The sequence below is a fragment of the Bacillus sp. FSL W7-1346 genome (genome assembly GCF_038593335.1).
GTDB classification, from domain to species: Bacteria; Bacillota; Bacilli; order Bacillales; family Bacillaceae; genus Bacillus; species Bacillus altitudinis.
In genome coordinates, this window is the sequence record NZ_CP151988.1 from 1,406,762 (window position 1) to 1,418,666 (window position 11,905).

Sequence of the window (11,905 nt, forward strand, 5' to 3'; positions counted from 1 at the left end):
GCCATGGCGCAAATGACATTGATTCAAGCGATCACTGATGCGTTACGCACAGAACTGAAAAATGACGAAAACGTTCTTGTTTTCGGAGAAGACGTTGGTAAAAACGGCGGCGTATTCCGTGCGACTGAAGGATTGCAAAAAGAGTTTGGTGAGGATCGTGTATTCGATACTCCACTTGCTGAATCTGGTATTGGCGGTCTTGCAATTGGCCTTGGACTACAAGAATTCCGCCCAGTAATGGAAATTCAATTCTTCGGATTCGTTTACGAAGTATTAGATTCTGTTTCTGGACAAATGGCTCGTATGCGTTACCGTTCTGGTGGACGCTGGCATTCTCCAGTGACAATCCGTTCTCCATTTGGCGGAGGAGTTCACACACCTGAGCTTCACGCTGATAGCTTAGAAGGTCTTATTGCACAACAGCCTGGTATCAAGGTTGTTATTCCTTCAACACCTTACGATGCAAAAGGACTATTAATTTCTGCAATCCGTGACAACGATCCGGTTGTATTCCTTGAGCATATGAAACTTTATCGTTCTTTCCGTCAGGAAGTTCCTGAAGAAGAGTACACAATTGAAATCGGTAAAGCTGACGTGAAACGTGAAGGTTCTGACCTTTCAATCATCACTTACGGTGCAATGGTTCACGAATCACTTAAAGCTGCTGAAGAACTTGAAAAAGAAGGCGTTTCTGCTGAGGTCGTTGACCTTCGTACAGTGAGCCCGCTTGATATTGAAACAATCATCGCTTCTGTTGAAAAAACAGGTCGTGCGATCGTTGTTCAAGAAGCGCAAAAACAAGCTGGTATTGCAGCAAACGTAGTAGCTGAAATCAATGATAGAGCAATTCTTAGTCTAGAAGCACCAGTACTTCGTGTAGCTGCACCTGATACTGTATTTGCTTTCTCTCAAGCTGAGAGCGTATGGCTTCCAAACCATAAAGACGTGCTTGAAACAGCTAAGAAAGTTCTTGAATTTTAATTAAATGACAGAGGGGAAAAGAATTTATTTCTCTTCCCCTTTATCAATTACATGACCGTGTAATGTTGACAGAACAAGGGTTTAACATAATCTAGGAGGCGAAAAACAGTGGCATTTGAATTTAAACTTCCGGACATCGGAGAAGGTATCCACGAAGGTGAGATCGTTAAGTGGTTTGTAAAACCAAACGACGAAATCAATGAAGATGACGTTTTAGCAGAGGTACAAAATGATAAAGCAGTTGTAGAAATTCCTTCACCTGTTAAAGGAAAAGTATTAGAATTAAAAGTTGAAGAGGGAACAGTTGCAACTGTAGGACAAACAATCATTACGTTTGATGCACCTGGTTACGAAAATCTTCAATTTAAAGGCAGCGAAGAAGAAGGCGAAGCGAAAACTGAAGCTCAAGTACAAGGTACTGCTGAAGCTGGTAACGAGCCTGAAAAGAAAGAAGTTGCTCAAGAAGAAGCGGCAGCAGCAACTGGTGCTGGCGCACAAGAGCAAGTAGATGCTGATCCTAACAAACGCGTTATTGCTATGCCATCTGTACGTAAATATGCGCGTGAAAAAGGCGTTGAAATTTACAAAGTTGCAGGTACTGGTAAAAATGGCCGCGTGCTAAAAGAAGATATCGACAGCTTCCTTAATGGCGGTTCTGCAGCAACTCAAGAAGCAGCACCTCAAGCAGCTGAAAGTGCGAAAGAAGAAGCAGCTCCAAAAGCGGCAGCAGCTCCAGTTCTAGAAGGAGAATTCCCAGAAACTCGCGAGAAAATGAGCGGAATCCGCAAAGCGATCGCGAAAGCAATGGTGAACTCTAAGCACACAGCTCCTCACGTAACATTAATGGATGAAGTTGATGTAACAAACCTTGTTGCACATCGTAAACAATTCAAACAAGTTGCAGCTGATCAAGGAATCAAGTTAACTTACTTGCCTTACGTTGTAAAAGCTCTAACTTCTGCTTTGAAAAAGTACCCAGTACTTAACACTTCTATCGATGATAAAACAGATGAAGTTGTTCAAAAGCATTACTACAACATCGGAATTGCAGCTGATACTGAAAAAGGCTTGCTTGTTCCAGTTGTGAAAAATGCAGATCGCAAAGCGATTTTCGAAGTATCTAACGAAATCAACGAGCTTGCAACAAAAGCACGTGATGGTAAATTGGCTCCAGCTGAAATGAAGGGTGCATCTTGCACAATCACAAACATCGGTTCTGCTGGTGGACAATGGTTTACTCCAGTCATCAACCACCCAGAAGTAGCGATCCTTGGTATTGGCCGTATCGCTGAAAAAGCGGTTGTTCGTGATGGCGAAATCGTTGCAGCTCCAGTCTTAGCTCTTTCCCTAAGCTTTGACCACCGTATGATTGATGGAGCTACTGCGCAAAATGCCCTTAACCACATCAAGCGTTTATTGAATGATCCACAATTAATTTTAATGGAGGCGTAAATTCATGGTAGTAGGAGATTTCCCAATCGAAACAGATACTCTTGTCATCGGTGCAGGTCCTGGTGGATATGTAGCTGCTATTCGTGCTGCACAGCTAGGACAAAAAGTAACAATCGTTGAAAAAGGAACACTTGGCGGCGTATGTCTAAACGTCGGCTGTATCCCTTCAAAAGCATTGATCAATGCTGGACATCGTTTCGAGAATGCAAAGCATTCTGAAGACATGGGTATCAAAGCTGAAAACGTAACAGTTGATTTCACAAAAGTTCAAGAGTGGAAAGCTTCTGTTGTAAACAAATTAACAGGTGGAGTTCAAGGTCTTCTAAAAGGAAATAAAGTAGACATCGTCAAAGGTGAAGCTTATTTCGTAGACAGCAACTCTGTACGTGTCATGGATGAAAATTCAGCGCAGACTTATACATTTAAAAATGCAATTCTTGCAACTGGATCTCGTCCAATCGAATTGCCTACATTTAAATACACAGACCGCGTGATTAACTCAACTGGTGCTTTAGCGCTTAAAGAAGTACCTAAAAAGTTAGTTGTCATCGGTGGTGGATACATCGGTACTGAGCTTGGTACTGCTTATGCGAACTTTGGAACAGAAGTTGTCATCCTTGAAGGTGGAGACGAAATCCTTCCAGGTTTTGAAAAGCAAATGAGCTCATTAGTGAAACGTAACCTGAAGAAAAAAGGAAACGTTGAAATTCACACAAACGCTCTTGCAAAAGGCGTTGAAGAAAAATCTGACGGTGTCACTGTTACTTTCGAAGTAAAAGGTGAAGAAAAAACTGTCGATGCTGACTACGTACTTGTGACTGTTGGTCGTCGTCCAAACACAGATGAGCTTGGTCTTGAGCAAGTTGGTGTTGAATTGACAGACCGCGGAGTTGTCAAAACTGACAAACAATGCCGTACAAGCGTTTCAAACATCTATGCAATTGGTGACATCGTTGATGGACCACCACTTGCACACAAAGCTTCTTACGAAGGTAAAATTGCTGCTGAAGCAATCGCTGGAGAGCCAGCTGAAATTGATTACCTTGGTATTCCTGCTGTTGTATTCTCTGAGCCAGAACTTGCAACTGTTGGATACACTGAAGCAGAAGCAAAAGAAGAAGGAATCGACATTGTTGCAGCGAAATTCCCATTCGCAGCAAACGGACGTGCACTTTCTCTTGATGCAACTGATGGCTTCATGAAGATGATCACTCGTAAAGAGGATGGTCTTGTGATCGGTGCACAAATCGCAGGTGTTGGTGCTTCTGATATGATTTCAGAGCTTAGCCTTGCAATTGAAGCTGGTGTGACAGCTGAAGATATCGCAATGACAATTCACGCTCACCCAACTTTAGGTGAAATCACAATGGAAACGGCTGAAGTAGCAATCGGAAGCCCAATCCATATCGTAAAATAATGAACGTTGAAACCCTCTCCACACGGAGAGGGTTTCAGATTGTTGACAAAGGGCTGAAATGAACTTGATTTTAGCCCTTTGTCTTCTTTTCAGCGTGATAGAAAACCTTTGCAGTCTAGGAAGGACGAGTACTGGAGCGGAGCGAATTTGACATTCGTGAGCACCAGCACGCAGGACTGACACCGAATGCGAGGGTTTGTCTACACGCTGAAGCCCTCTCCACACGGAGAGGGTTTTTTTATGTATGTGAAACCTCGCTGAAAACCAAAAGCCCTCATGAGCTGAGGGCTTTTTTCATATGGATATATAAGTGCAAAGTCGAACTGTTAATTTGTATTCACTCGATCTAATGCTTGGCATATGGGTGATAAGATATCCTCTTTACTTCGGACATTACCTTCCACCTTCACAATGACCTTTTCATTATTGACAAGTAAAATAGCCGGCAGTTCGTCTACTTCATTTTTCCAGCCTTTACGATCTTCTTTGACAATCATCTTGGACATTTCCTTCGGATATTCATTTTTTAAATCGAGCACTGCGTCATAATAAGGACTTTCTTTATCAAGATTTTCTGCATCAGTAAAAAAGAGAATTCTTGGTTTTTGAATATGACTGACCTGGTCTGTCTGATTCGGTATGATATACGCAAATGAGCATGAACTAAGTACAAAGAGCATAGGGAATATAATGAGAAGGGTCCTCATAAAATTCAATCTATTCACCTCAAAATCCTTTGGGGTTGTACCAACATTTTTAGGAGCCAGTTCCCTGTTAGTCACTCTAGTGTATCACGTCCTTTTTGACAATTTTCGATTGTTACTCAATTGTTACAGAATTGATATGAAGCAAAATACATTTGAAACGTTTCCTCAATATGATGAGAAAAAAACATATATTTATAAAAAATGATTAAATGTGTCATACAATTAACCGTTGACAACTTAAATGTGACATCATATTATAGAGATATGAAATAGATTAAACGCTTTCAAACTTTGAGTAAAGAAAAGGGGAATGTACGTGGGTACAATTATTTGTCAAGATTGCAATGAAACCATTGATCAATTTGAAAATGAAAAAGTGACAACACTTTATGGAACATGTGGTCACTGTCATTGCTGTGATGAAGCCTCTGAATAAATAAAAAAAGCATGCAGCTCCAATGGGGGCTGCATGTTTCTTTTTTATAAAATGGCTTTTTGTTCTTTAATGACACGAATCATATCTAGTGTGGAATCTTCTGGTCCTTGAACAGGAAGACCGATTTCGATATTTTTAAAGATATAGGAGATATTTTCTTCTGTGATGATTTCTCCTGGTATAAAAATAGGAATACCAGGCGGATAAACCATGACAAATTCTGCAATGATCCGGCCAGCCGCTTCTTTAAATGGAATGACTTCCGTTGTTGCGTAAAAAGCGTCACGCGGCGTCATCGCAAGCGAAGGGATCTCAGGCAGTAACACTTCTGTCACGGCTTGTTTTCCGCCTTGACGTGCAGAGGTGGCCGCAATTTCCTTCATAGCCGTTACAAGCGTATCAATCGTCTCATCACAATCGCCAGGCGTTACGATACATAAAATGTTGTATAGGTCAGAGAGCTCTACTTCAATTCGGTAGCTTTCTCTTAGCCATTTCTCCACATCATGGCCATTCAGTCCAAGGTCTTTAATGGAGATGATTAATTTTGTTGGGTCATAATCATAAGTAGAAGGTGAACCGAGAATTTCTTGACCAATACAAGTAATACCTTCAATTTCGTTTAAACGAGTTCTTGCTGATTCAGCTAATCGAATGGCTTCATCTGCAAGTGCCTTTCCTTCAGTCGCTAATCGCTTTCTAGCGACATCCAGGGAGGCTAAAAGCAAATAAGAAGTAGACGTAGTTGTCAGCATGCTTAAAATAGATTGTACTCGATCCTTTGAAACAAGCCCTTCTTTTATATTTAAAATCGAGCTTTGGGTGAGAGAGCCACCAAGTTTATGCACACTTGTTGCTGCCATATCAGCTCCCGCCTGCATCGCAGACAGTGGAAGCTCATCGTGAAAATGAATATGCACACCATGTGCCTCATCTACAAGAACAGGTACGTCATATGAATGAGCAATCTCTACAATGGTTTTTAAATCAGCTGAAATACCAAAATACGTTGGGTTAATCACAAGCAGCCCTTTCGCATCTGGGTGTTTAGTTAGTGCTTTTTTAGCTGACTCTGGCGTGATGCCATGAGAGATGCCGAGCTCTTTGTCAATTTCCGGGTGAATAAAAACAGGTACTGCACCAGAAAATACAATAGCAGACATAATCGACTTATGGACATTACGTGGAACAATAATTTTGTCGCCAGGGCCACAGACGGTCATCACCATTGTCATGATCGCACCGCTTGTTCCTTGTATAGAGAAAAACGTATGGTCGGCACCAAATGCTTCTGCTGCAAGCTCCTGTGCTTCTTTGATCATTCCTCGAGGCGAATGTAAATCATCAAGAGGTTCTATATTAATAAGGTCAATGCTTAATGCATTGTCTCCAATGAATGCTCTAAATTCAGGGTCCATTCCGGCTCCTTTTTTATGGCCTGGAATGTGAAATTGGACTGGATTGGTTGAAGCGTGTTTTTTAAGTCCAGTGTATAAGGGTGTATCATGTTGTGACAATTGCTTTCCCACCTTCATCGAAATACCTGCTATTATTATCCCAATAACAGCAGATTTCATTGCATAAAACAAAAGAATTATATTATGAACTGATCGGAATGTAAAGCATAAAATCAATCGGATTCTGATCAAACAGATGCTATAATAAAAGTTCAAATAAGAAATGTGGATTAAAGTGAGGGACAAGTAAATGGAATATCAATATCCAATGGACGTCGACTGGACAACTGAAGAAAAGATGGCGGTCATTTCATTTTTTCAAGCCGTTGAAAAAGCCTATGAAACAGGAATTGCGAAACAAGCGTTACTAGAGGCTTATAAACGATTTAAAGAAGTTGTACCATCAAAAGCAGAAGAAAAGACGCATTGTGCGGCGTTTGAAAAGGGAAGTGGGTATTCCCCTTATCGCACAGTAAAAAGTGCAAGAGAGGCTGAAGAAACAGCTATGATACGGATGTAAAAAACGAGCCAATATAGGCTCGTTTTTTTATACAGATTCTTTTTGTGTAAAGCGGTATAGATAAGTTACTGTGCGGAAGGCATCTTCAATTTTTGATAAGAATTCTTCATTATTCATTTGAACAACTTCTTCTCTAGGAAGCTGGATGCCGCAAAGGAGTTCGGCCTTTTTGACTGTTTGAACACGTTCAAATAGTGTTCTCAGCTGTTCAGCATCAAGTTCGCTGTGGCGGAGGACGTCCGGTTTCATATGATCCTTAGACCAAACAAAGTCTTGCGGTATTTTCTTTTGGATCGTGTCCAGCTCTTTTTCGAATAGTTGCCCATATTCACCTTTTACTGGAGATTCATAAATGAGCGCAAACCATACAAATACATGAGTTTTCCAAAGCCCAATTTGAAAATGAGGGAGCTTTTTATACCCACGCTTACTGTTAGCGAAAGCCACCCAAGTGTCATTTGGCGGGTTGACTGATCTTCTTGCATGTTTTGCCACGTGGACAAACATTTCGTCTCCTGTAATAGAAGAAAGAAGCGGTGCAAAATGTTCACCAAGTGCTTCAAGCTTTGGACGGACTCTCTCTTTTAATACGGTCATACGTTCATCTAAACCGTCTACTGTGAATGTTTCAAAATCTTCATCTCTAAAACGCATTTCACTCATGTTATGCCTCCTGTATCTTTTCGCTGATCATATTTTATCATAGCTTGGGTCAAGCTCAAAAAAAGATGCACTTTAAGGAGAAAGATAGCAGGGATCTTGGTTCGGCGTTTAAAAACATCGATTTTGTGGTACATAACAAATAGGTAAAAACACAATTTTCAGAATGTCGTTGCGGTTATGCGATCGCTTCATACGATATAAGCAAGAACCATTTCTCTTATCGATTGTATTTTTTATCAATGAAAACTGACAAGGAATGAATCATTCTCTGGAAGGGGCGTTGACCAATGAAGCAAATCGTGAAGCATGGGTATAGACAAGAGAAGAAGAATCGCATTGCTGTGTGGAGATTAGAGGTTGATTATGAGCTTTCTACGCTTCATGAAGCCATCGAGCAAAAAGATGATATCCAGGTAGAACGCAGCAAACGAAAGCTTGAGCGCCTAAGAAAAGAATGGGAGCAGCTTCAAGGGTAAAACAAGGTGAGGTAAAAACGAACCAATTCATCGGTTCGTTTTTGTATGAAGCTACTTTTTTCTTGCTTTTACGTACATAATATCAGTATGCTAATACAAATAGGTACTACATAGAAAAGAGGTTTACAGTCCGATGACAAACTGGGTGGAAATTGACCGACTTGCAAAGCTTTGGGTAAAAGAAGCGGGTAGCCGCATTAAAGAATCCATGCAGGAAGGTCTATCAATTGAAACAAAATCAAATCCAAATGATCTTGTCACAAATATCGATAAAGAAACAGAACGTTTCTTCATTGAAAAGATACAGTCGACATTTTCAGATCATCATATTTTAGGAGAAGAGGGCCAAGGGGAAGAAGTGACCTCTCTTGACGGGATAGTATGGATCATTGATCCAATTGATGGCACCATGAACTTTGTCCATCAAAAACGAAATTTTGCCATTTCAATTGGGATATTTGAACATGGTGTGGGGAAAATCGGTCTTATTTATGACGTCATCCATGACGAGCTCTATCATGCAGTCAAAGGAGAAGGGGCATATATGAACGATATCTTACTCCCGCCTTTAAAAGATGTCGCCATTGAAAAAGCCATTGTCGGCATTAACCCAACATGGGCGATTGAAAGCCCTCATTTTGACGCTAAGCCGTTTGCCCGTCTCGTACGCGATGTGAGAGGAACACGAACGATTGGGTCAGCTGCACTTGAACTAGCTTATATTGCAAGCGGAAGAAGCGACGCATATGTCACGTTAAGGCTAGCGCCTTGGGATTATGCGGCTGGATGTGTGTTACTTGATGAGGTAGGCGCTGTTTACTCGAATATTCACGGAGAACGCTTGACGTTTCTAGAGAAAAATAGCATTGTTGCTGGAAATCGATCCGTCTGTGAAAAAATCTTGCATGATTACATAAAGGGAAGCGGAAATAAACAATAAACAAAATCACTTCATGAGAATGAAGTGATTTTTTGTATTTGATGAAACTTTTTAACAAGTCAAATGTCTATACGAACGAGGCCTTAATTTGAAGTAAAGGATTGTGTAGCGATGTTTGATTTGTTTAGTGATTTATCCCTCCATTTTGAAAGGTTTTTTATTTTAAATGAGTACAGTATCCACATGATTCAATGGTGTGTGCTTGGACTATTTGTCCTTTTCATTACACTTCCCATATGGAAAGAAAAGAAGAGTAGTTATGTATTTTATGCTGGAATCGTATTAAGAGTAGTTCTGCTAGGGAGTATGACACTTGAGATGATCCACCAAGTGCTAGCTAGACAGTATACGATCGAAACATTTGAAGTGCTGACAGATTTCATGCAATTTCTCATCTATGGATATGTCTTGCTTGCATCACTTTTCTATGTGATTTCTCTTCCTTATTTAAATGCGTTTGATTTATCTGTGTTACTTCTGCCTTTATGTCAAACGGTGTTTATTGTGTTAGTTGAAAGCAAAAAGTTCTTTCTCAGCGGTGATACGGAGCTGGTATGGAGAGATTTAATCATCATTTTGCTTATGATTGGCTTTGCCGTTTTGGTACTTCACCTATTCTTTCGCTTGTTTTGGCATCAGAAGTGGAAAGAATTGCTGTTTTTCTATGGCTTGATTTTCGCTGCGCTGCTGTATATTTTTTATCCTTCTATCTCGAAGCATGAGCTGCAATCTTCGTTTAAATCCATTGTGATTTTAGTAGCGGCCGCAGGAAGCTTTATGACATTACATTTGTTAGGTGCGTTACTACAAAACAAGGTGAAGTTGAGACAGTGGGTGCTTGGGGAATTGTCGTCTTTTTTATGCTGATGCTGAACCCGATCCTAAATCTCCCACATATCATGTTTCAATTTACTAAAACGGAACTGACAGATACTTTCTCAGAAGAATATCGCCCTTTATCTGAAGCAAGTGCGAAAGCATTCGCTTCAAAGTTTGTACCAGCGGACACTACATTATATTCAACGACTATCGCCGAAAAGTAAAACGAACTTTTACGGATGTAGAAAAAGCTGATTTTTTAGAGCAGCAGATATTCATGACACCTGAAGACCATTTAGAAACTCAAGCTGATATTCAAAGGCTGTGAAGCCAGATCAATCAATTGAAGGATTCTTACCGAGAAGTCCTCATTTTAAGAGATATTCTGGAATTATCGTATGAAGAAGTAGCGGAAATTTTGAATTGGACCTTATCTAAAGTAAAGAAAACCCTTCATCGAGCTAGATTAGAGCTGAAACGAAAGCTACATTGTGAGGAGTTCAACAAATGAGCTGTTATTTGATTGAAGAACTATTACCACTTTATATAGAAGGGGACACGAGTGAAGAAACAAATCAATTAGTGAATGAGCACTTACGTTCATGCAAAAAATGCCTTCATCTATATGAAGAAATGAAAGAACCAGTCTCTATTGCAAAGTCAACAGATTTCATACCGTTCATAGATGAAAAAGAAGAAAAAAGAAAGTTTGAAAAGCGCTACTATGGAAAACTGTTATTAAGGGCAAGTATCGTTTTTAGTATCGTCTATCTCATCATGCTCTTGATCTATTGGATATAAGAAAGAACCCCCATCTGGATGAACCGGATGGGGGTTTTTTGAGCTTAGTTCAATTTTTCTTTAGCAATTTGAACTGCATCATAGAACGTTTTTAATTGCTCTTGAGGAATTTTCTTAAGCAATTGGTTGAAAACAAGTAATTCAGTAGAGCTGAATCCAAGACCTTTAGCGATTTTAGAATCAATTACAACGTTTCCTTTTTTGTCTAGAACAAGTGCATCACCAGCAAGATCAGCAATTCTGATCACTGATTTGAAAAGCTTTTCGAATTTAGTTGCTTCTTCTTTAGTAAGACCAAGTTCAACAGCTTTTTCTGCATCAAAAACTAATTTTCCTTTTTCGTTTTTAGTGATGCTTTCACTGAAAACGATTGTAAGAACAGCTGCGCGATCTAAGAATTTCTCAGCAGTCGCCGCTTCTTCTTCAGTCAAACCGAGCTCAACAGCTTTTTTCACATCAAATGTGTAGTTGTTGTCTTCCTCAACAAATGAATTGATGAGAATGCTGATAACACGCTCGTTTTTCTCCAATAAATCTTTAATAATTTGTTGCTGCTCAAAAGGAATCCCTTTGAAAGTTGCAGCACTTGCTTGCCCAGGAGCTACTGTTGTGAAAGTAAAAATGATAGCTAAAGCGAAAAATACAACAGAGCTGAGCGATTTGCTCAAAAACTTCTTCATGCTTCTTTTCTCTCCCTTTTCTGTTAAATTTTGTTGCAAGAACAGCATACCATGAGAAACTTTGTGGAAGAATAGGAAAAATGTAACTTTGTGTTTGATTTTGGAGAACTATAAAAGTTCTTGTCGAAAAATGGAGGAGTTCAGATTGCTTAGATTTGCCAACACTATATGAAATTTTTAGTTGAATAATTAGTGTTACATAGGTGGTTGGTCTTGTTTTTACCCAAAATAAAAGCCTTCTACATGTAAAATGTAAAAGGCTTTTCATAAATTTTATGATTGTACGTTTAATTTTCGTTTTAATGTAAATCCTGTACCCATGAAAATCATGGCGAACACAATACTTAAGCATGTTCCCAGTATGCTTTTTTCTGCAACAGACACTCCAATAAACGCCATACTGACGACGGCAAGTAATGCACATAATAATAGAAGCCATTTGATTTGTTTCATTTGTCTCCATCCCTTTTTTTAGAGTTAATATAAGTTTACAGAAAAACGATCGGCATTTAAAGGGGATTGTGATATAATATGAAAGTTATCTAATTATTTTAGG

General features: G+C 39.7%; 15 protein-coding genes. 10 read left to right on the forward strand and 5 right to left on the reverse strand.

The features are described from left to right. Positions 1-3: 3 nt before the first annotated feature. The 3 genes from pdhB to lpdA all read left to right on the forward strand — a co-directional run bounded on the left by pdhB (position 4) and on the right by lpdA (position 3,850). Positions 4-981, forward strand: a complete 978-nt coding sequence (gene pdhB / locus NST09_RS07165) for a pyruvate dehydrogenase complex E1 component subunit beta (RefSeq protein ID WP_007498597.1) — start codon at positions 4-6, stop codon at positions 979-981. Between the two features lie 108 nt (positions 982-1,089). Further along, positions 1,090-2,433 (forward strand): dihydrolipoamide acetyltransferase family protein, encoded by a 1,344-nt coding sequence (locus tag NST09_RS07170; RefSeq protein ID WP_008345100.1) that lies wholly within the window; start codon positions 1,090-1,092, stop codon positions 2,431-2,433. Between the two features lie 4 nt (positions 2,434-2,437). Then, complete coding sequence (lpdA, locus tag NST09_RS07175; RefSeq protein WP_003211097.1) at positions 2,438-3,850, forward strand: dihydrolipoyl dehydrogenase; 1,413 nt, start codon at positions 2,438-2,440, stop codon at positions 3,848-3,850. A 326-nt stretch (positions 3,851-4,176) separates the two neighbouring features. Here the strand turns inward: lpdA and NST09_RS07180 are convergent, their stop codons facing one another. Continuing rightward, positions 4,177-4,557 carry a hypothetical protein gene (locus tag NST09_RS07180; protein WP_223255627.1) on the reverse strand — a complete coding sequence of 127 codons (381 nt, stop codon included), beginning with the start codon at positions 4,555-4,557 and terminating at the stop codon, positions 4,177-4,179. Between the two features lie 316 nt (positions 4,558-4,873). Between NST09_RS07180 and NST09_RS07185 the strand changes: the two genes are divergently transcribed. Continuing rightward, entirely contained in the window at positions 4,874-4,993 is a 120-nt protein-coding gene (locus NST09_RS07185) for a GapA-binding peptide SR1P (RefSeq protein WP_003212464.1), read from the forward strand. 44 nt (positions 4,994-5,037) lie between these two features. Here the strand turns inward: NST09_RS07185 and NST09_RS07190 are convergent, their stop codons facing one another. After that, positions 5,038-6,510, reverse strand: a complete 1,473-nt coding sequence (locus tag NST09_RS07190) for an aminotransferase class I/II-fold pyridoxal phosphate-dependent enzyme (RefSeq protein ID WP_090756397.1) — start codon at positions 6,508-6,510, stop codon at positions 5,038-5,040. Between the two features lie 190 nt (positions 6,511-6,700). Between NST09_RS07190 and NST09_RS07195 the strand changes: the two genes are divergently transcribed. Next, a complete protein-coding gene (locus NST09_RS07195) occupies positions 6,701-6,970 on the forward strand; it encodes a UPF0223 family protein (protein ID WP_008345089.1) in 270 nt (89 codons plus the stop codon). Between the two features lie 27 nt (positions 6,971-6,997). Here NST09_RS07195 and NST09_RS07200 read toward each other — a convergent pair whose 3' ends face one another. Beyond that, on the reverse strand, positions 6,998-7,633 hold the full coding sequence (locus tag NST09_RS07200; protein ID WP_008345087.1) for a DUF1054 domain-containing protein: 636 nt from the start codon (positions 7,631-7,633) through the stop codon (positions 6,998-7,000). Between the two features lie 287 nt (positions 7,634-7,920). On the opposite strand from NST09_RS07200, the gene NST09_RS07205 reads away from it, so the two are divergent. The 5 genes from NST09_RS07205 to NST09_RS07225 all read left to right on the forward strand — a co-directional run bounded on the left by NST09_RS07205 (position 7,921) and on the right by NST09_RS07225 (position 10,669). Continuing rightward, positions 7,921-8,109 carry a hypothetical protein gene (locus tag NST09_RS07205; protein WP_008345085.1) on the forward strand — a complete coding sequence of 63 codons (189 nt, stop codon included), beginning with the start codon at positions 7,921-7,923 and terminating at the stop codon, positions 8,107-8,109. A 133-nt stretch (positions 8,110-8,242) separates the two neighbouring features. Then, positions 8,243-9,049, forward strand: a complete 807-nt coding sequence (locus tag NST09_RS07210; protein WP_213406602.1) for an inositol monophosphatase family protein — start codon at positions 8,243-8,245, stop codon at positions 9,047-9,049. Positions 9,050-9,232: 183 nt separating this feature from the next. After that, entirely contained in the window at positions 9,233-9,916 is a 684-nt protein-coding gene (locus tag NST09_RS07215) for a hypothetical protein (RefSeq protein ID WP_234941406.1), read from the forward strand. Between the two features lie 295 nt (positions 9,917-10,211). Beyond that, complete coding sequence (locus tag NST09_RS07220; RefSeq protein WP_342493479.1) at positions 10,212-10,379, forward strand: sigma factor-like helix-turn-helix DNA-binding protein; 168 nt, start codon at positions 10,212-10,214, stop codon at positions 10,377-10,379. Next, on the forward strand, positions 10,376-10,669 hold the full coding sequence (locus NST09_RS07225) for a zf-HC2 domain-containing protein (RefSeq protein WP_008345075.1): 294 nt from the start codon (positions 10,376-10,378) through the stop codon (positions 10,667-10,669). Before NST09_RS07220 ends, NST09_RS07225 begins: the two co-directional genes overlap by 4 nt. A gap of 44 nt (positions 10,670-10,713) precedes the next feature. On the opposite strand, the gene NST09_RS07230 is transcribed toward NST09_RS07225, so the two are convergent. Then, complete coding sequence (locus tag NST09_RS07230; protein WP_017359387.1) at positions 10,714-11,349, reverse strand: hypothetical protein; 636 nt, start codon at positions 11,347-11,349, stop codon at positions 10,714-10,716. A gap of 273 nt (positions 11,350-11,622) precedes the next feature. Next, positions 11,623-11,802 (reverse strand): DUF5325 family protein, encoded by a 180-nt coding sequence (locus NST09_RS07235; protein WP_008345070.1) that lies wholly within the window; start codon positions 11,800-11,802, stop codon positions 11,623-11,625. Positions 11,803-11,905 lie beyond the last annotated feature (103 nt).